Consider the following 18,557-nt stretch of genomic DNA (forward strand, 5'->3'; position numbering starts at 1 on the left):
GGGGAGACCGGCCCCGGTCACCCGGGGCCCGATCGTCAGCCCAGGCTCTCGGCGATGATGTGCTCCAGCTCGGCGTCGTGCGCGGCGTGCGAGCCCACCGCGGGCGAGGAGTTCGCCGGACGGGAGACCCGCCGCAGGCCGCGGCCCCCGAGCAGACCCGGGTCCTCGGTGATCTTGAGCGTGAGGTACGGCCACGGCCCCATGTTGAGCGGCTCGTCCTGCGCCCAGACGAGCTCGACGTCCGCGCCGTAGCGCGACAGCTCGGCCTTGAGCTCCTCGGCCGGGAACGGGTAGAGCCGCTCCAGGCGGACGATCGCCACGTCCGTGCGACCCTGCTTGTCCCGGGCCCCCGCCAGGTCGTAGTAGACCCGGCCCGAGCACAGGACCACCCGGCGCACGGCGGAGGGGTCGACCGTGGAGTCGCCGATGACCGGCCGGAACGCCCCCGAGGTGAACTCCTCCGCCGCCGAGGCCGCCGCCTTGAGCCGCAGCAGGGACTTCGGCGTGAAGACGACCAGCGGGCGGTGGCGGTTGGACAGGACCTGCCAGCGCAGCAGGTGGAAGTAGTTCGCCGGGCTGCTCGGCTGCGCGACCGTCATGTTGTCCAGCGCGCAGATCTGCAGGAACCGCTCGATGCGGGCCGAGGAGTGGTCCGGGCCCTGGCCCTCGTAGCCGTGCGGCAGCAGCAGCACGACCGAGGAGCGCTGGCCCCACTTCTGCTCGCCCGACGAGATGAACTCGTCGATGATCGACTGGGCGCCGTTGGCGAAGTCGCCGAACTGCGCCTCCCAGGCCACCAGGGCGTCCGGGCGCACGACGCTGTAGCCGTACTCGAAGCCCATCGCCGCGAACTCCGACAGCAGGGAGTCGTAGACGTAGAACTTCGTGGTGCCCTCGTTGAACGTCTTCAGCGGGGTGTGCTCCTCGCCGGTGACGCGGTCGACCAGGACGGCGTGCCGCTGGCCGAAGGTGCCGCGGCGGGAGTCCTGCCCGACCAGGCGGACCGGGTGTCCGTCGATGAGCAGGGAGCCGAACGCGAGGGTCTCGCCCATGGCCCAGTCGATGGAGTCCTCGGTGACCATCTGGCCGCGGCGCTGCAGCAGCGGCGCCAGGCGCGGGTGGACCGTGAAGCCGTCGGGCAGCGTGAGCTGGGTCTCGACGACCCGCTTGATCACTTCCTCTGAGATGCCCGTCGGGGTGTCCTCGTGCGACCAGGGCACGACCTCGCCCGGGGCGGGCTTGACGACCGCGCCCGGCTCCAGGGGCCTCTTGCCGGCCTCGCGGGTCTCGGTGAAGGCCCGCTCCAGCTGCTCCTGGTAGTCGCGCAGGGCCTGCTCGGCCTCCTCGACCGTGATGTCGCCCCGGCCGATCAGCGCCTCGGTGTAGAGCTTGCGGATCGACCGCTTGGCGTCGATCAGGTCGTACATCAGGGGCTGGGTGAAGCTGGGGTTGTCGGTCTCGTTGTGGCCGCGGCGGCGGTAGCAGACCAGGTCGATGACGACGTCCTTGCGGAACGCCTGGCGGTACTCGTAGGCCAGGCGGCCGACGCGCACCACGGCCTCGGGGTCGTCGCCGTTGACGTGGAAGATCGGCGCCTGGATCATGCGCGCGACGTCGGTGGCGTAGACGCTGGAGCGCGAGGACGCCGGCGAGGTGGTGAAGCCGACCTGGTTGTTGACCACGACGTGGACGGTGCCGCCGGTGCGGTAGCCGCGAAGCTGCGACAGGTGCAGCGTCTCGGCCACGACGCCCTGGCCGGCGAAGGCCGCGTCGCCGTGGACCAGCACGGGCAGGACGGTGAAGCCCTCCTCGCCGCGCTCCAGCAGGTCCTGCTTGGCGCGGACGACGCCCTCAAGGACGGGGTCGACCGCCTCCAGGTGGGAGGGGTTGGCCACGACCGAGCAGGCGATCTTGTTGCCGTCGGGGGCGGTGAAGTCGCCGGACGCGCCGAGGTGGTACTTCACGTCGCCGGAGCCGTGGGCGCTGCGCGGGTCGAGGTTGCCCTCGAACTCGCCGAAGACCTGGGCGTAGGACTTGCCGACGATGTTGGCGAGGACGTTCAGGCGGCCGCGGTGGGCCATGCCGATCACGACCTCGTCCAGGTTCTCCTCGGCGCCCGCGGAGATGACCGAGTCGAGCAGCGGGATCAGCGACTCGCCGCCCTCCAGCGAGAAGCGCTTCTGCCCGACGTACTTGGTCTGCAGGAAGGTCTCGAACGCCTCGGAGGTGTTGAGCCGCCGCAGGATGTTGAGCTGCTCCTCGCGGGTGGGCTTGGCGTGCGGCTTCTCGACCCGCGCCTGGATCCAGGCGCGCTCCTCGGGGTTCTGGATGTGCATGTACTCGATGCCGACCGTGCGGCAGTACGAGTCGCGCAGGACGCCGAGGATGTCGCGCAGCTTCATCAGCGGCTTGCCGCCGAAGCCGCCGGTGGCGAACTCGCGCTCAAGATCCCACAGGGTGAGGCCGTGGGACTTGATGTCGAGGTCGGGGTGCTTGCGCTGGTTGTACTCCAGCGGGTCGGTGTCGGCCATGAGGTGGCCGCGCACGCGGTAGGCGTGGATCAGCTCGATGACGCGCGCCGACTTGGCCACGTCGTCGTCGTGGCTGGCGGAGATGTCCGGGACCCAGCGCACCGGCTCGTAGGGGATGCGCAGCGCCTGGAAGATCTCGTCGTAGAAGCCGTGCTCGCCGAGCAGGAGCTGGTGGATCTTGCGCAGGAAGTCGCCGGACTGGGCGCCCTGGATGATGCGGTGGTCGTAGGTGCTGGTCAGCGTCATGACCTTGCTGACCGCGAGCCGGGTCAGGGTCTCGGGGGAGGCGCCCTGGTACTCGGCGGGGTACTCCATCGCGCCGACGCCGATGATCGTGCCCTGACCGGGCATGAGGCGCGGGACCGAGTGGACGGTGCCGATCGTGCCGGGGTTGGTCAGACTGATCGTGGTGCCGGCGAAGTCGTCGACGCCGAGCTTACCGCCCCTGGCCTTGCGGACGATCTCTTCGTACGCCATCCAGAACTGGCGGAAGTCGAAGGTCTCGGCGTTCTTGATCGACGGCACGAGGAGCTGGCGGGAGCCGTCGCTCTTCTGCACGTCGATCGCCAGGCCCAGGCCGACGTGGGCCGGCCTGACCAGGGTCGGCTTGCCGTCGACCTCGGCGTAGGAGTGGTTCATCTCCGGCATCGCCGCGAGCGCCTTGACGATCGCGTAGCCGATGATGTGGGTGAACGACACCTTGCCGCCGCGGCCGCGCGACAGGTGGTTGTTGATGACGATGCGGTTGTCGATCAGCAGCTTGGCCGGGACCGCGCGCACGCTGGTGGCGGTCGGGACGGCGAGGCTGAGATCCATGTTGGCCGCGGTGCGGGCGGCGGCGCCACGCAGGCGGACCTCCTCGCCCTCGACGTGCGGGGCCGCCTTGTCGGACTGCGGTGGAGCCGGAGTCGTCGCCTTGGGCGCCTTGGGGGCGGCCTTGGCCGGTGCGGGCTTGTCGGGAGCCACCGTGGCGGCGGCGGTCGGCGCCGCGGCGTCGGCCGTCTCCCCGTTGGGGCCGCCCGGTGCCGGTACACGGCTCGTACCGGAATCGGGGTTGTAGTCAGCGAAGAAGTTCCACCAGGCCCGGTCCACGGACTCGGGATCCTGAAGGTACTTCTGGTACAGCTCGTCGACAAGCCACTCGTTCTGGCCGAAGTTGACCAGTGGGTTTGTCCGTGACGACTCAGACGACACGGCGGAAATCGCCCTCTTCCGCAGATCGGCGTTGTTGAAATGAGGAACCTGTCCAAGGCTACTCGCCCAAATAGGTGGCGTGTGCGCTCTCGGGGGGGCTCACGGCCTGATCCTCCCAGGACCGTTCAAACTGGTCACGCCCGGGTAGTCCGTCCGGGGGGTGAGGCCATGCTCACCCCGGCGGGCAGGCGCCTCTCACCTGCTCGGCACAGGACCTCGCCCGCCGGGGCGGGACGAGGGGACGGCGGCCGGTCGCGCGTGCGCCGCCGTCTCACTTCATGATATCGCCATCTCAGCAAACGGAAGGCCGCCTGGGCGCTAGTCGCCGGTCAGCCGTGACTCGACGCGCACCTCGGGCGTGATCTCGCGCAGCCGCGCGACCAGGTCGTCCCCGGCCGTCCGCAGGGCCTCCAGCGGCATGGGCGCGAGCCGCTCCAGCAGGAACAGGGCGTCGGTGGTGGCCTCGGTGATGCGGGTGCGCACGCACTGGCGCCAGTTCCACCGGCGGCAGGTGACCCCGCGGTCGTCGCGCCAGACGACCTCGCCGATCTCGGGGTGGTCGACGACGACCTCGCCCTTCTCCATCGCGTCGAACGGCTCGTCGCCGGTCGCGCGGACCAGCCGCGCCGTGCCCTCGTAGTGCGCCAGGTCCTCCCCGCCGATGGGCAGGACGTGCCGGACGCTGACCGCGTTGTAGGCGTCCACGACGAGGTTGATCTCCGGGGGCGGCATCCGGCGCACCAGGGCGTCCACCGACGGGCGGGTGCGCTGGGGCTTGGCGCCGAACGCGCGGTAGGCGTCCTGCCAGGCGGCGATGTGCTCGTGGGACGGCGGGACGCCGTCGGCCGCGGCCTCGGCGAGCCAGGCGCGGGAACGGTCGTCGGAGGGGCCGCCGCGCAGGCCGTACGCGGCGATGACAAGCACCCGGAAGTCCGGGCGCAGTTCGGTGACCGCCTCGTCCACCCAGATGGCCTCGATCATGCCGTCACCCTAGCCGGGCCGCGGAGTGCTCCAATCCCAAAGAGATGTTTGCAAAGACAGCTTTGCAAAGTTATCTTCGGTGATATGAGCGACCCGTCCGTCTACCACGTCAGCGACCCGCGGACCCTGAAGGCGGTGGCCCACCCGCTGCGCGTGCGGCTGCTCGGCGCGCTGCGCCTCGAAGGGCCCGCCACCGCCACGGAACTCGCGTCCCGGTTCGGCGAGAGCTCCGGCTCCACCAGCTACCACCTGCGGCAGCTCGCCAAGTACGGCTTCGTCGAAGAGGACCCCGAGCAGCGCGACGCGCGGGAACGCCGCTGGCGGTCCGTCCACCGGTACACCGCCTGGAACGAGCTGGAGCTCGGCGGCACCCCCGAGGGCCGCGAGGCCGCCGGCTTCATGCGCGACCGCCAGTTCGAGGTGTTCGTCCGCGACCGCGAGGGGTTCGAACGCGACCGCGAGTCCTGGGGACCCGCCTGGGTCGAGGCCGCGGGCATGTCGGACGACATGGTGCGGATGACCCCCGAGACGCTCCGCCGCCTGTACGAGCGGGTGAGCGCGCTGGTCCGCGAACTGGAGGCGGAGGACGCCGGCAAGCCGGGCGCTGAGCGCGTGTCCGTCCACCTGGCCGCCTTCCCCACGAGGGGATACCACGGATGACCGGCCTCGCCGCCACGACGGCCCCCGTGCTGTCTCCCCGCTCCGCCTTACGCAGGTACGGGCTGATCAGCGCGCTGACCTGGCTCCCGCCGGGTCTCATGATGGCCTCGATGATCCTGCTGATGTCGTCGCGCGGCCTCGGGCTGGCGCAGATCGGCGTCGTGATGTCCTGCTACTCGATCGTCGTCCTGGTGCTGGAGCTCCCCACGGGCGGGCTCGCGGACGTCGTGGGACGGCGGGCCGTGCTCGCCGCCGCCGCCCTGTTCATGGTGGCGGGCATGGGCCTGCTGGCCGTCGCGGGCTCGTTCTGGCCTTTCGTGGCGGCCTCGGCCCTCAAGGGCGTCGGCCGCGCGCTGTCCAGCGGGCCTCCCCAGGCGTGGTACGTGGACACCCTGCACGCGGCCGAGGGGCCGGACGCCGACCTCAAGCCGGGACTGGCCAGGGGCAGCGCGATGAGCAGCACGGCCCTGTGCGCCGGCACCCTGGCCGGCGGGGTCCTGCCGCTGCTGGTGCCCTGGGGGCTCGCGGCACCGATGGTCGCGGCGTCGGCGGCGGCGGTCGCGCTCTTCGTGGTCGTGCTGGTCGCGATGCCCGAGCCCCCTCACCCACGCCCCTCGCTGCGGTCGGTGCTGCGGGACGTGCCGCGCACGATGCGGGCGGGGGTGCGCCTCGGCGTGGCCGATCGCGGGCTGCGGCGGCTGCTGTCCGTGGCCTTCGCGCTCGGCGTCGCGCTCAGCTCCGTCGAGATGCTGACCCCCGGCAGGCTCGGCGACCTGACCGGCGACCCGGAGGCGGCGAGCTTCCTCTACGGCCTGGTGACGGCGGCGGGCTTCGGCGCCAGCGCCCTCGGGTCCTGGATCGCCCCCCGGGTGGTGCGGCTGCTCCGAGGCCCGGTGGCCGCGGCGATCGCCGGGACGGCGCTCGTGGCGGGCGCGATCGGCGCGCTGGCGGCCTCGGCCTCACTGCCCGGGGTGGCGGGCGTCGCCGTCACGATCGGGGCGTACATGGTGATGTTCGCCGCGGGCGCGGTGCCCGAGCTGGTGCGCAACGAGATGATGCACCGCCGGGTGGGCTCCTCGCGCCGCGCCACGCTGATGTCGGTCGACTCGCTGCAGCTCCAGTTCGGCGGGATGTCGGCCACGCTCGGCCTCGGCCTGCTGGTCTCCCGGACCGGCCTCGGGGTGGGCTGGGCCGTGGTCGCCGCGCTGATCCTGCTCTCGGCTCTGCTGTACGTCCGGCTGCCTCAGGAGCACCCCTCATAGAACAACATTCGGTCCCCGGTGCACAATCGTGTCGATGGCGGCGGACAGCGGCGGTTGGGACAAAGGAGCCGGGATGCGGGATCACGTTACGGAGCCGGAGCGTCGGGAGCGGCCGAAGCGAAGGGTGACGCCGGCCAACCCGGCGCAGATGGAGGCGTGGCACGGCGGCGCCATGCCCGCCGTCGAGCAGGTGCGCCCGGGCCTGTGGTCCATCCCGGTGCCGATCCCGATCAACCCCCTCAGGTACGTCCTGGTCTACGCCCTGGAGCTGCCGGACGGCGTCGCGATCGTCGACGCGGGCTGGAACACCGACGAGGCGTACGCGGCGCTCTCCGACGGGCTCGGCGCCGCCGGGTACGCGATGGGCGACGTCCGCGCGGTGCTGGTGACGCACATCCACCCCGACCACTACGGGCTCGCCGGGAGGGTGCGGGAGAACTCGGGCGCGTGGATCGGCCTGCACCCGGCCGACGCCCGCCTGCTGCGGGAGCGCTACGACGAGCCGGAGATCGAGACGCTGGTCGCGCGGCAGCGCGCGATGCTGGCGCGCTCGGGCGTGCCGCCGCTGACCGCCGACGAGCTGTCCGGGGCGTCCATGGCGATCCGCGACCACGTCTCGATGGCCAGGCCGGACCGGCTGATCGAGGACGGCGCCGCCCTGGACCTGCCCGGCTGGGACCTGCGGGCCGTCTGGACGCCCGGCCACTCGCCCGGCCACCTGTGCTTCGTGTCGCCGTCGCGCCGCCTGCTCTTCTCCGGTGATCATGTGCTCGCGCGCATCACGCCCATCGTCGCCGTCCACCCCCAGTCGGCCCCCAACCCGCTGGCCGACTACCTGGACGCGCTGGCGGCCGTCAAGCGCTTCGAGGTGGACGAGGTGCTGCCCGCGCACGAGTACCGCTTCCTGGAGCTGGCCGAGCGGGTCGACGACGTGATGGCCCACCATGAGCGGCGGCTGGCGGAGATCGAGGCGGCGGTGGCCGCCGCCGACGGCATCGCCTGCTGGGACGTCACGACCCGGCTGACCTGGTCGCGGCCGTGGGAGACGATTCCGCCGTTCATGCGCAGGGCCGCGACCAACGAGACGCTCGCCCACCTGGTCTACCTGGAGGCGCGGGGGCGGCTGCGGTGCGTGCCCGGTGAGCCGGACCTGTGGTACCGGGACGCATGATATTCCATGGAATTCAAGTAGGGAATATTGACATTACGGTTCGGTCTACGTAGTTTTTCGAGCATGAGCCAGAAGCCCCTGACCCGGCGCCTTCACGTGGATCTCGGCCACGTCGCCGGTGCCCAGTGTCGCCGCTGAGACGCGCTGACAAGGGCAACCTCTGCACTCTGGCGTCCGGCCGCGCACGGCGGGACGCCGTCGCGATGACCGGGAGACGATGAATGGTGAGCGACAGATGAGTTTCGTGACATTAGTGGGCAACCCCCGAGAAGGCTCGCGTACGCGGACGGTCGCCGAGCACGCGGCCGAGCTGGTGGCCGGGCGGCTGGGCTACTCCGGCAAGCGCGAGGTGATCGACCTGGCGGGCCTGGCCCCGCGGCTGCTCGACCCGCAGCCCCCGGCCGAGGTCCGCGAGGCCCTGGACCTGGCCGCCGCCGCCACCGTGCTGCTGGTGGCGAGCCCCACCTACAAGGCCACCTACACCGGGTTGCTGAAGGTCTTCCTCGACCGGCTCAAGCCCGACGCCCTGGCCGGCGTGACCGCGCTGCCGATCCTCGTCATGGGCGACCCCAAGCATTCCCTCGCCGTCGAGACCCATTTGCGGCCGCTGCTGGTCGAGCTGGGCGCCACCGTGCCGACCCCCGGCCTGGCCCTGCTCGAAGCCGACATCGCCGCGCCCGAGGAGGTGCTGGGCCGATGGGCGGACCGCATCGCCCCGCAGATGGCGCTGAGGGAGGACACGAGCGCATGACCGAGACCCTGCCCGACGCGGCCGTCGACAACCAGCGGTTCCGCGAGGCGCTGGCCGTCCACGCGGCCGGGGTCGTCGTCGTGACCGCCAGGACCGGCGGCGTGCCGGTCGGCCTCACCGCGACCTCGTTCTCCTCCGTCAGCCTCAACCCCCCGCTGGTCTCCTTCTACGTCGACCAGTCCTCCACCACCTGGCCCTCGCTGCGGCAGGCCGAGAGCTTCGCCGTGAACGTCCTGGCCAGCGACCAGGCCGAGCTGGCGTCCCGCTTCGCCCGCAGGGGCGTCGACAGGTTCGCCGCGCCGACGAGCTGGCGGCCGGGGCCGCGCGGGGTGCCCCTGCTCGACGGCGTCTCGGCGTACCTGGTCTGCGAGCCGCACAGCACCGCCGAGATCGGCGACCACGTCCTGGTCGTCGGCCTGGTCACCCGCACCGAGATCGGCTCGCCCGGCCGTCCCCTCATCTACCACCAGGGCAGGTTCGGCCGGTTCACCCCGCACTCCTGACCCCCGGCCGCCCGTCCCGGCGGTCACGCCAGCCGCGCCGTGCCCCGGCCGGTGGCGAGCGGGAGGTCCAGGACGGTGCGGATGCCGGGCGGCGACGCGCAGACGGCTCCGATCGAGTTGACGGCGTGCGCCGCCGCCCCGGCGAGGCCGTGGGAGACCTCGTCGATCGTGATCAGCATCTGCGGGCGGCCCTCGATGTGGAGGGCGAACCCCGGCTCCGGCCAGCGGCGCACCTGGGAGGCGTCGGCCTTGTAGACGCACTCGACCGTCATGAACGGCCGGCCCCTGACCAGGCCGGAGAAGATCCACCGGGAGGCGCAGACCGTGCCGGGCAGCACCACGCCCGCCGTCACCTCGAGCTGCTCGGCCGCCAGCTCGTACTCGTCGGTCTCCTCGACCTCGTCGAGCTTGACGCCGAGCGCGCCCGCCACGAGCTGGACGCTCTCGGAGAACAGGGCCCGCTGCACGTTGCGGAACGGGCGCACCGCCACCGCGTAGTCCTTCGGGGCGCGGCCGAAGCCGATCAGGTCCATGACGATCTGCCGCGAGGGATGCCCGTGGAAGTCGGAGGACTCGCGGACGTAGATGTGGTCCAGGCGCGCCGACAGGCCGCTCAACGCCAGGGGCAGGAAGTCGCTCATGAAGCCCGGGTTGATGCCGGTGCCGTACACCGAGGTGCCGCCCGCACGGCACGCCGACTCCAGGCGGTCGACCACGGCGGGCCCGTAGACCTGCGGGTAGATGAAGCCGGTGGTGGTGATGACGTTCTTGCCCGAGGAGAGGATCGCGCAGACGGTCTCCAGGTCGGCGTTGTAGTCGCCGCCGAAGTAGGCCGCGGGCAGCGGCATGTGCAGCACACAGTCGGCGTCGAGGGCGAGGACGGCGTCGACGTCGTCGCCGCACGGCACCCCGCACTCGGGCAGGCCCACGAGCGGCCCGGCGTCCAGCCCGACCTTGTCGGGGTCGTACACCAGCACGCCGGCCAGCCGGAACTCCGGCCGGGTGAGGACGCTGCGCAGCGCGTAGCTGCCGAGAGCCCCGGTGGCCCACTGGATCACGCGGAGGGGCGGCTGTGCGGGCATGCGGCCTCCAGCCGGGGAGAACGGCGGGGCCATGGGGAAGTGGGGCCGACGCTGACCCAGGCCCCTGCGGGGGGAGAAACTCTAGCAGAATTCGACGTGTCTGATCACTATCCGCTACGTGACGCCCTGTCCCGGGAATGCCGGGCGGGGACGGGGCGTCCGGCGGCGGATATCGTGTGCTCGCCAGAGGGATGTTCTCCTGACGCGCTGGTGAGGCGCTCCTCGAAGGGTGGGCGGCATGTCCGAACTACGGTTTGACGGCAAGGTCGCGGTCGTGACGGGCGCCGGGCACGGCCTCGGCCGCTCGCACGCGCTCATGCTCGCCGCGCGCGGCGCGAACGTCGTCGTCAACGACCTCGGCGGGGCGCTCGACGGCACGGGCGCCTCGACCGGCCCGGCCGCCGAGGTGGTGGAGCTGATCGCCAAGGACGGCGGGCGGGCGGTCGCCAACGCCGACGACATCTCCACGCCCGAGGGCGCCGACTCCCTGGTCAGGACCGCGCTGGACGTCTTCGGCCGGGTGGACGTCGTGGTCAACAACGCGGGCATCCTGCGGGACAAGTCCTTCGGCAAGATGACGGTCGAGGAGTTCGACGCCGTGCTGGCCGTGCACGCCCGCGGGTCCTTCCTGGTCAGCCGGGCCGCCTTCCCGCACATGAAGGAGCAGGGGTACGGCCGCATCGTCAACACCTCATCCCCGTCCGGGCTGTTCGGCAACTTCGGCCAGGCCAACTACGCCACCGCCAAGATGGGCCTGGTCGGCCTGACCAAGACCCTCGGCATCGAGGGCGCCCGCGCGGGGATCAAGGCCAACGCGATCGCGCCGATGGCCTGGACGCGCATGACCGAGACGCTGTTCCCCGCCGAGTACGCGCACAAGCTGGCCCCGGAGAAGGTGAGCCCGCTGGTCGTCTTCCTCGCGCACGAGAGCTGCCCGACCTCCGGGGAGGTCTTCAGCGTGGGCGCGGGGCGGGTGGCCCGCGTGTTCGTGGCCGAGGGGCCGGGCTGGCGGTCCGACGACCTCAGCGCCGAGGCGATCCGCGACAACTGGGACGCGATCCTGACCGAGCAGCCGTACCTCCAGCCGACCACGCTGGGGGAGCAGTGGGGCGCGTCGCTCAACGAGATGCTCTGACGGCTCCCCGGGCCGGATCACGCGCGGCCCGGGGAGGGCTTCAGTCGAAGAGCACGACCTGGCGCAGGACCTCGCCGCCGCGCAGCGCGGCCACGGCGTCGTTCAGGTCGGCGATGCCGATCCGTGCGCTGATCATGCTCTCCAGGTCGAGCCTGCCCGCCTTCCACAGGTTCACCAGGAACGGGAAGTCCCGCCGGACGTCGCTGCCGCCGTACAGCGAGCTGAGCAGGTTCTTGCCCTCGAACAGCAGGCTGAACGCCGACAGCGGCACCAGGTCGTCCATGGCCCCGGCGCCGACCACGACGACGTCGCCGCCGCGCCGGGTCGCCTGCCAGGCGGACATGATCGAGGCCGACCTGCCCACGGCCTCGAAGCCGTAGTCGAACCCCTGGCCGCCGGTCAGCGCGGTCACCGCCTCGGCGAGCCGGTCGGGGGTGCAGACGTCGGTCGCGCCGGCCTTCATGGCCGGCTCGTGCTTGGAGGTCAGCGGGTCCACCGCGAGGATCCTCGTCGCCCCGGAGATCCGGGCTCCCTGGATCACCGCCAGGCCCACGCCGCCGCAGCCGATCACCGCCACGCTCGTGCCCGGCCTGACCTTCGCGGTGTTGACGACCGCGCCGACGCCGGTCGTGACGCCGCAGCCGATCAGCGCGGCCACCTCGTACGGCACATCAGGGTCCACCTTGATCGCGCCCTGCCAGGGCACCACGATCTCCTCCGCCCACGTGCCGCAGCCGGTCATGCCGTACGCCGGGGTGTCCCCGCCGAAACGGAACCTGGCCAGCGAGAAGCTCTGGACGAGGTAGGTGGTGCACAGGTAGGGCCGGCCGCGGACGCAGCTCGCGCAGGTCTCACAGGCGGGAGTCCAGTTCACGATGACGTGGTCGCCCGGCCGCACGGAGGTGACCTGGTCGCCGGTCTCCACGACCTCGCCCGCGCCCTCGTGCCCCGGGATCACCGGCAGCGGCATGGGCAGCACGCCGGACATCACCGAAAGGTCCGAATGGCACACGCCGGTCGCTCTGATCTTCACGCGGACGTCCGACGGCCCCACCGGGGTCAGGGTCACGTCGTCGCGGATGTCCAGCCTGTCGTCGCCGGCGGCGTGCAGCAGGGCGGCTCGCATGCGGGAGACCTCCAATGGGATGGCCGTGGTGCCGGGTGCTCACTCATCGTGGAGGGAGAGCGCGGCCTTGGGGCAGGAACGTACGGCGTGGCGCACGCGGTCGAGTGTCTCCCGGGGCGGTTCGGGCAGCAGGACGTGCAGGTTGTCGTCCTCGTCCACCTCGAAGACGTCGGGGGCCAGGCCCATGCAGACGGCATTGGCCTCGCAGACGTCGTAGTCCACCTTGATCTTCATCGGGCCTCCTCGCGGGTGTGGTCGTGACGCGAGCCTAGGCCGGAGCGGCGGGGGAGCGGGCGCACGCTCGCCGACCCGGCCAAGTAGAACACGTTCCACCAGGGCGGGCAAGGCTCGGACGGAATGTTGTTCTGTGCCGTTCGGCCCAAGGCCGGGGGCACGGTTCCGGGTGTTCGTGCGTTGTAGGTAGGGTGCAGCAGCGTTGCCGTATTCGAGGGAAAAATCATGACTGACATGTCCTTCCCGGCGGACCTGCGCTACGCGGCCGAACGGGCCAAGGGCTTCATGCCCGCGAACGAAGGGCTGGCGCTCTTCGAGACCGCGTGCGTCTACGGCCCGCTGGGGCCGATCTGCGAGATCGGCACGTATTGCGGCAAGTCGGCGATCTACCTCGGCGCGGCCGCCCGCGAGACGGGGTCCGTCGTCTTCACCGTCGACCACCACCGGGGCTCCGAGGAGATCCAGCCCGGCTGGGCGCACCACGACCCCACCCTCATGGACCCCCGCTTCGGCAAGATGGACTCCCTGCCCTTCTTCCGCACCGCCATCGCGTCGGCCGGACTGGAGGAGCAGGTCATCGCCATCGTCGGGCGCTCGGAGACCGTCGCGCGCTACTGGCGCACCCCGCTCGCCATGCTCTTCATCGACGGCGGCCACTCCGAGGATCCGGTCACCAAGGACTACGAAGGCTGGGCGCCCCACGTCATCCCCGGCGGCGCCCTGGTCTTCCACGACATCTACCCCGACCCCGGCAAGGGCGGCCAGGCCCCGTACCACGTCTTCCAGCGCGCCCTCGCCACCGGCGACTACAAGGAGATCCGCGCCGAAGGCTCCCTGCGCGTCCTGGAACGCGTCCTCACCCCCTGACCCCTGGCGCCGCTAGCGGCGCAGGAGCCGGGGGTAGTCCTTGAGGTCGATGTTCGTGGCGAACATGTCCGTGGACTTCAGCAGGGCCCGCAGGAGCAGCCTGTGCTTGAACATCCGGTTGCGCATGGCGATCCTGCGCCGGGTCGGGGGTGCCAGGAAGCCGCCCGCGTTGCCCTTCCTCGCCACCGAGGCGTACTTGCGGAACCCGTCCTCGTAGGCGCGGAACGCCGCCTGGTGGTCGCCCCCGGCCAGCGCCAGCTCGCCGGCCAGTACGTACGCGCCGGCGACGGCCAGCCCGCTGCCGAAGCCGCCGAGCGTGTTGCCGTACGCGGCGTCGCCGAGCAGCACCACCCGGCCCTTGGCGTAGTGGTCGATCTCGGTCCTGCTGATCGAGTCGAGGTAGAAGTCGTCCGAGGCGGACGCGGCGGCGACGATCTCCGGGACCCGCCAGCCCGCGCCCTGGTAGGCGTCGCACAGGATCCGCTTCTGCCGGCCGGCGTCGAACCGGTCGAACGGGATCTCCCCGGCGGCGAAGACGAAGAACGCGGGCGCCTTCGGGCCGCCGAGCGCGACCATCCGCCCCGGCTCGTTGTACATCGCGGGCTCGCCGGGTAGGTCGACCGCGGCCAGCGCGTAGTAGTACCCGAGGTGGCGCACGTACGCGGACTCCGGCCCGAACGCCAGGCGGCGGACGGCCGAGTGGATGCCGTCGGCCCCGGCGACGATGTCGAAGGTGCGCGGCACGCCCTTCTCGAACGTCACGCGCACGCCGTCCTCGGTGTCGGTCAGCGAGGCGATCGAGTCGCCGAAGACGTACTCGCAGGTTCCCGCGGTCCGCTCGTACAGCAGCGCGGAGAGGTCGCCGCGGAAGATCTCCAGCTCGCCGCCGGTGAACTCGCCCGGCATGACGGCCAGCGCCCTGCCGTTCCCGTCCACGAAGGTCTGGTCGGTTCCGCCGGTCTGCCGCCGCCGCACCTCCTCCAAAATCCCCATGCGCTCCAGGACCGTGAGCTGGGCGGTGCCCTTGAAGTCGACGGCCTGGCCGCCGGGCCGCAGCGCGGGCGCCTTCTCGACGACGGTGACCGCGCACCCGTACCGGCTCAGCCAGTACGCCAGCGCGGGCCCGGCGATGCTCGCGCCGGAGATGAGTACCGTGGTGTTCTTCATGCCCCGTACCCTCGCGACGCCCGCTGACAGCCCATGGACAGCCGGCTGACAGCGCGGAACCCGCAGATAAGGGACAATCATCGCCATGTGGTTCGGCATCCTCGGGCCTCTGGAGGTGCGGGCGAACGACGGCGCGGCCGTGCCCGTCGCGGGGCCGCGCCCCCGGGGCCTGCTCGTGATGCTGTCGCTGGAGGCGGGCAGGGTCGTCACGACGGAGCGGCTGATCGACGGCCAGTACGGCGACGCCCCGCCGCCCGGGGCCGGCAACGCGATCCAGGCCCAGGTGTCCCGGCTGCGCCGTGCCCTCCCCGCCGGCCTGGTGGAGTTCCACGGCGCCGGATACCGGCTCGCGGCCGAGCCCGGCGACGTGGACGCGCACCGCTTCGCGCGTCTCGCCGGCGAGGGACGCCACCTGCTGTCCGCCGCCCGGCACGCCGACGCCGCCCGCGCCCTGCGCGAGGCGCTCGCGCTGTGGCGGGGCCCCGCCCTGGCCGACCTGCCGCACGGCCACGCGCGGGCCGCGGGCCTGGACGAGCTGAGGCTCACCGCCGCGGAGGACCTCATCGAGGCCGAGCTGGCGCTTCCCCACGGCGGCTCGGTGGCCGAGATCAGGAGGCTGGTGGCCGAGCACCCCCTGCGGGAGCGGCCGCGCGGGCAGCTCATGCGCGCGCTGCACGCGGCCGGGCGGCGCGCCGAGGCGCTGGAGGCGTTCGACGAGGCGCGGCGCCTGCTCGCCGACGAGCTGGGCGTCGACCCCTCGCCCGAGCTGGCCGCCGTCCACCTGGACGTCCTGCGCGCCGAACGTCCCGCCACGCCGCGGCGGCCGGGCGTCGCGGCCCAGCTCACCAGCTTCGTGGGCCGCGACAGGGAACTGGAGCGGCTCGCCGCGCTGCGCGGCTCCCGCCTGGTCACGATCGTCGGCCCCGGCGGCACCGGCAAGACCCGGCTCGCCGTCGAGGCGGCCGGCCGCGACGCGCGCGAGTCCTGCTTCGTCGACCTCGCGCCGCTCGGAAGCGGCGACGACCCCGTGCAGGCGGCGCTGGGCGCGCTGGGGCTGCGCGAGTCGGGGCTCCAGCCACGTCCCGGGGCGGAACCCGCCGAACGCCTGGCGGCGGCGCTCGGCGACCGCGAGACGGTGCTCGTGTTCGACAACTGCGAGCACGTCGTCGGCGCCGCCGCGGCGCTGGCCCGCAGGCTGCTCGCCGAGTGCCCGAGGCTCCGCGTGGTCGCCACCAGCCGCGAACCCCTCGGCCTGACCGGCGAGACGCTGGTCCCGCTCGCCCCGCTGCCCACCCCGCCGCCGGGGACCTCCGCCTCCGGCGCGCTCGCCTACCCGGCCGTGCGGCTCTTCGCCGACCGCGCGGCGGCCGTGCGCCCGGGCTTCGCGGTGTCGGACGGCAACGTGGCGGCGGTCACCGAGGTGTGCGCCGCGCTCGACGGGCTGCCGCTCGCCATCGAGCTGGCGGCGGCGCGCCTGCGGTCGTTCACCGTCGAGGAGGTCGCGACCCGGCTGGCCGAGCACGGCCGGTTCCGGCTGCTGTCGCGCGGCGACCGCACCGCGGCGGCCCGCCACCGGACCCTGCGCGCGGTCGTGGAGTGGAGCTGGGACCTTCTGGACGCGCACGAACGCGCGCTGGCCGCCCGGCTCGCCGTCTTCGCCGGAGGCGCGTCCCTGGAGGCGGTCGAGGCGGTGTGCGGCGGGGACGACCCGGTCGAGACGCTGGCCGGGCTGGTGGACAAGTCGCTCGTCGAGGCCGACGGCGGACGCTACCGCATGCTCGACACGATCCTGCTGTTCTGCGCGGAGAAGCTCGCGGAATCGGGCGACGAGGACGCGTTGCGCGCCCGGCACGCCCGCCACTTCCTCGAACTGGCCCAGCGCGCCGACCCGCACCTGCGCCGCGCGGAGCAACTGGAGTGGCTGGCCCGGCTGTCGTCCGACCACGGCAACCTGATGGCCGCCCTGCGCTGGAGCGTGCGCGAGGACAGGGAGACCGCGCTGCGGCTGGTCGCGGCCCTGGGGGCGTACTGGTGGCTGAGCGGGCGGCATGGCCAGGCGGGAGCGGCCGCCGCCGACCTGCTCGGCACGCTCACGGGGCCCCCGGACGGTCTGGAGGAGGAGTACGTCGCGTGCGTGACCCACGCCGTCCCCCGGGCCTCGCCCGCCCACTGGAACCGGGCCGTGGAGGTCATGCGGGCCCTGGACCGGCCGCTGCGCCACCCCTTCCTCGCCGCCCTGTGGGGCATGGTCGCCGGGCCCTCGGACACGATGGACCCCGGGGACGCCGAGCGCGTGTTCGGCCAGGACGCGTGGACGTGGGCCCTGGCCCTGCTGAGCCAAGGGCTGCTCGCCGTCATCGACGGCCGTCCCGCCGAAGGCGAGCAGGTGCTCTCCGATGTCCTGACGCGTTTCCGTGCGCTCGGCGAGCGCTGGGGCACGGCCCAGGCGCTCGACTGGCTCGCCATGGTCGCCGGCCGCCGCGGCGAGTGGCCCCGCGCCCGCGCCCTGTGGACGGAGGCGCTCGGCCTGTTCGACCGGCTCGGCGCCCTGGAGGAGAGCGTGGACGTGCTCACCCGGCGGGCCGGCTGCCTGCTGAGCGAGGGCGACCCGGCCGCGGCGGCGGCCGACCTCGCCGTGGCCGAAGACCTCGCGCGCCGCGCCGGGCAGGTGGGCACGCCCGCCGTGGTCCTGCTCCGCCAGGGCGAGCTGGCCCGTCACCAGGGGGACCTGCCCGAGGCCCGGCGCAGGCTCGACGCGGCCCTGCGGGCCGCCGAGGGCGGCTCCTTCGGGACCGAGGCGCTGCGCGCCCGCGTCCTCGCCACGCTGGCCCGCGTCGCGCGTGAGGAGGGCCGGCTCGACGAGGCACGGCCGCGGTACCGTGAGGCCCTGGAGTGCGGGCGGACGTCCGTCCTCGCGTCGGATCTGGCCGACGCCGCCGACGCCGAGGCGGAGGCCGCCCTCCTGGACGGCGACGGCGCCCGCGCCGCCCAGCTGCTCGGCGCCGCGGTGGCCCTGCGCGGCACGACCGTGGCCGGCGATCGGGACGTGGCCCACGCCGTCGCGGCGGCCCGCGCCCTCCTGGGCCCGGGTGCGTTCACCGCCACCTACACCGAGGCCGTCGCCTTTCCGCACCCGCGGGCGCGCGCCCTGCTCGCCCCCTGACCCGAGCCGGCGGCGAGGCCCGTCCGAGTGGCGGGGTCGCCGGACCACGACCTCCGCCTCCTCGTGGGCGCCTGTTCGGTCAGGACTCCGCGGGCGCCTCGGGGGAGGCGGTGTAGGCGGCCGTGGAGCGGTCGGCGGCGGCGGTGGCGGCGGCCTCGTCGGTGCCGAAGGCGACGCTGGCGTCGCGCCAGCGCAGGCTGCTCTCGGCGACGAAGCTCTTGCCCTCGTCGGACAGGAGCCAGGCGGGGGCGTCCTCGGGCTTGAGGCTCTCGCCCGAGCCCAGGTGCAGGGCCAGGCCGAGCACGCCGAGGTCCCAGCCGATGCCCACGGCGCCGGGGCCGAAGGTGTCCCAGAACTCGTCGGAGCCGGCGACGGGGGCGATGTGCTGGAGCTCGAAGCGGGTCCCGTCGCCGTCCGGGGTCAGCCGGACCTCGATCCAGGACATGCCCTCGCCGTACTCCCAGGTGGCGGAGAAGAACTTCGGCGGGTCGCACCGCTCGATCGTGCCCCCGGCGTTGCCTTCGAGCTGGTAGCGGCCTCCGACGCGCAGCTCGCCGCTGATGGGCATGAACCAGCGGGGGATGCGCTCGGCGTTGGTGAGGGCGTCCCAGACGTCCTCGGGGGCGGCGTCGTAGGTCTGGGCGATGGTGAGGACGCGCCCCTCGCCCGCCTCCAGCGCGCGGTCGCCGATCCGGCGGTGGACGGCGTTGATCTGGCCGGTGACATCCAT

15 protein-coding genes are annotated in these 18,557 nt (G+C 72.9%); 8 read left to right on the forward strand and 7 right to left on the reverse strand.

The annotated features are described in order from the left end of the window. Positions 1-35 precede the first annotated feature (35 nt). The gene (locus BJ982_RS13595) at positions 36-3,725 is read right to left on the reverse strand and encodes a multifunctional oxoglutarate decarboxylase/oxoglutarate dehydrogenase thiamine pyrophosphate-binding subunit/dihydrolipoyllysine-residue succinyltransferase subunit (RefSeq protein ID WP_184880098.1); all 3,690 of its coding nucleotides are present in this window, start codon (positions 3,723-3,725) and stop codon (positions 36-38) included. Positions 3,726-4,043: 318 nt separating this feature from the next. Next, a complete protein-coding gene (locus BJ982_RS13600) occupies positions 4,044-4,706 on the reverse strand; it encodes a B3/B4 domain-containing protein (protein ID WP_184880100.1) in 663 nt (220 codons plus the stop codon). 84 nt (positions 4,707-4,790) lie between these two features. Here BJ982_RS13600 and BJ982_RS13605 point away from each other — a divergent pair, with 84 nt between their 5' ends. The 5 genes from BJ982_RS13605 to BJ982_RS13625 all read left to right on the forward strand — a co-directional run bounded on the left by BJ982_RS13605 (position 4,791) and on the right by BJ982_RS13625 (position 9,053). Next, positions 4,791-5,366 (forward strand): winged helix-turn-helix domain-containing protein, encoded by a 576-nt coding sequence (locus BJ982_RS13605; RefSeq protein ID WP_184880102.1) that lies wholly within the window; start codon positions 4,791-4,793, stop codon positions 5,364-5,366. Next, positions 5,363-6,628 carry an MFS transporter gene (locus BJ982_RS13610; protein ID WP_184880104.1) on the forward strand — a complete coding sequence of 422 codons (1,266 nt, stop codon included), beginning with the start codon at positions 5,363-5,365 and terminating at the stop codon, positions 6,626-6,628. Before BJ982_RS13605 ends, BJ982_RS13610 begins: the two co-directional genes overlap by 4 nt. A 73-nt stretch (positions 6,629-6,701) precedes the next feature. Beyond that, the gene (locus tag BJ982_RS13615) at positions 6,702-7,799 is read left to right on the forward strand and encodes an MBL fold metallo-hydrolase (RefSeq protein ID WP_184880107.1); all 1,098 of its coding nucleotides are present in this window, start codon (positions 6,702-6,704) and stop codon (positions 7,797-7,799) included. A gap of 235 nt (positions 7,800-8,034) precedes the next feature. Then, positions 8,035-8,550 (forward strand): NADPH-dependent FMN reductase, encoded by a 516-nt coding sequence (locus tag BJ982_RS13620; protein WP_184880109.1) that lies wholly within the window; start codon positions 8,035-8,037, stop codon positions 8,548-8,550. Beyond that, positions 8,547-9,053 carry a flavin reductase family protein gene (locus tag BJ982_RS13625; RefSeq protein WP_184880111.1) on the forward strand — a complete coding sequence of 169 codons (507 nt, stop codon included), beginning with the start codon at positions 8,547-8,549 and terminating at the stop codon, positions 9,051-9,053. The genes BJ982_RS13620 and BJ982_RS13625 overlap by 4 nt, the downstream gene beginning before the upstream one ends. Positions 9,054-9,076: 23 nt before the next feature. On the opposite strand, the gene BJ982_RS13630 is transcribed toward BJ982_RS13625, so the two are convergent. Next, entirely contained in the window at positions 9,077-10,135 is a 1,059-nt protein-coding gene (locus BJ982_RS13630; RefSeq protein ID WP_184880113.1) for an NAD(P)H-dependent amine dehydrogenase family protein, read from the reverse strand. Positions 10,136-10,373: 238 nt separating this feature from the next. On the opposite strand from BJ982_RS13630, the gene BJ982_RS13635 reads away from it, so the two are divergent. Beyond that, a complete protein-coding gene (locus BJ982_RS13635) occupies positions 10,374-11,270 on the forward strand; it encodes an SDR family oxidoreductase (RefSeq protein ID WP_184880115.1) in 897 nt (298 codons plus the stop codon). Between the two features lie 40 nt (positions 11,271-11,310). Here BJ982_RS13635 and BJ982_RS13640 read toward each other — a convergent pair whose 3' ends face one another. Continuing rightward, on the reverse strand, positions 11,311-12,396 hold the full coding sequence (locus tag BJ982_RS13640; RefSeq protein WP_184880117.1) for a Zn-dependent alcohol dehydrogenase: 1,086 nt from the start codon (positions 12,394-12,396) through the stop codon (positions 11,311-11,313). 39 nt (positions 12,397-12,435) lie between these two features. Next, positions 12,436-12,630, reverse strand: coding sequence for a ferredoxin (locus BJ982_RS13645; protein WP_184880119.1), 195 nt, complete (start codon positions 12,628-12,630; stop codon positions 12,436-12,438). A gap of 234 nt (positions 12,631-12,864) precedes the next feature. Here BJ982_RS13645 and BJ982_RS13650 point away from each other — a divergent pair, with 234 nt between their 5' ends. After that, positions 12,865-13,497: a class I SAM-dependent methyltransferase gene (locus BJ982_RS13650; RefSeq protein WP_373869680.1), complete on the forward strand. Its 633-nt coding sequence runs from the start codon at positions 12,865-12,867 to the stop codon at positions 13,495-13,497. 12 nt (positions 13,498-13,509) lie between these two features. On the opposite strand, the gene BJ982_RS13655 is transcribed toward BJ982_RS13650, so the two are convergent. Continuing rightward, on the reverse strand, positions 13,510-14,664 hold the full coding sequence (locus BJ982_RS13655; protein WP_184880123.1) for an FAD-dependent monooxygenase: 1,155 nt from the start codon (positions 14,662-14,664) through the stop codon (positions 13,510-13,512). Between the two features lie 85 nt (positions 14,665-14,749). Here BJ982_RS13655 and BJ982_RS13660 point away from each other — a divergent pair, with 85 nt between their 5' ends. Next, positions 14,750-17,827, forward strand: a complete 3,078-nt coding sequence (locus tag BJ982_RS13660) for an AfsR/SARP family transcriptional regulator (protein WP_184880125.1) — start codon at positions 14,750-14,752, stop codon at positions 17,825-17,827. A 79-nt stretch (positions 17,828-17,906) separates the two neighbouring features. On the opposite strand, the gene BJ982_RS13665 is transcribed toward BJ982_RS13660, so the two are convergent. Further along, positions 17,907-18,557 (reverse strand): SRPBCC family protein, encoded by a 651-nt coding sequence (locus BJ982_RS13665; protein WP_184880127.1) that lies wholly within the window; start codon positions 18,555-18,557, stop codon positions 17,907-17,909.

Origin of the sequence: Sphaerisporangium siamense (genome assembly GCF_014205275.1) — a bacterium.
Lineage (GTDB): Bacteria > Actinomycetota > Actinomycetes > Streptosporangiales > Streptosporangiaceae > Sphaerisporangium > Sphaerisporangium siamense.

Bases quoted from the DNA above. Each gene is read 5' to 3' on its own strand.
- BJ982_RS13600 (WP_184880100.1), bottom strand. From the start codon at position 4,706: ATGATCGAGGCCATCTGGGTGGACGAGGCGGTCACCGAACTGCGCCCG.
- BJ982_RS13605 (WP_184880102.1), top strand. From the start codon at position 4,791: ATGAGCGACCCGTCCGTCTACCACGTCAGCGACCCGCGGACCCTGAAG.
- BJ982_RS13610 (WP_184880104.1), top strand. From the start codon at position 5,363: ATGACCGGCCTCGCCGCCACGACGGCCCCCGTGCTGTCTCCCCGCTCC.
- BJ982_RS13615 (WP_184880107.1), top strand. From the start codon at position 6,702: ATGCGGGATCACGTTACGGAGCCGGAGCGTCGGGAGCGGCCGAAGCGA.
- BJ982_RS13620 (WP_184880109.1), top strand. From the start codon at position 8,035: ATGAGTTTCGTGACATTAGTGGGCAACCCCCGAGAAGGCTCGCGTACG.
- BJ982_RS13625 (WP_184880111.1), top strand. From the start codon at position 8,547: ATGACCGAGACCCTGCCCGACGCGGCCGTCGACAACCAGCGGTTCCGC.
- BJ982_RS13630 (WP_184880113.1), bottom strand. From the start codon at position 10,135: ATGCCCGCACAGCCGCCCCTCCGCGTGATCCAGTGGGCCACCGGGGCT.
- BJ982_RS13635 (WP_184880115.1), top strand. From the start codon at position 10,374: ATGTCCGAACTACGGTTTGACGGCAAGGTCGCGGTCGTGACGGGCGCC.
- BJ982_RS13640 (WP_184880117.1), bottom strand. From the start codon at position 12,396: ATGCGAGCCGCCCTGCTGCACGCCGCCGGCGACGACAGGCTGGACATC.
- BJ982_RS13645 (WP_184880119.1), bottom strand. From the start codon at position 12,630: ATGAAGATCAAGGTGGACTACGACGTCTGCGAGGCCAATGCCGTCTGC.
- BJ982_RS13650 (WP_373869680.1), top strand. From the start codon at position 12,865: ATGTCCTTCCCGGCGGACCTGCGCTACGCGGCCGAACGGGCCAAGGGC.
- BJ982_RS13655 (WP_184880123.1), bottom strand. From the start codon at position 14,664: ATGAAGAACACCACGGTACTCATCTCCGGCGCGAGCATCGCCGGGCCC.
- BJ982_RS13660 (WP_184880125.1), top strand. From the start codon at position 14,750: ATGTGGTTCGGCATCCTCGGGCCTCTGGAGGTGCGGGCGAACGACGGC.
- BJ982_RS13665 (WP_184880127.1), bottom strand. From the start codon at position 18,557: ATGGATGTCACCGGCCAGATCAACGCCGTCCACCGCCGGATCGGCGAC.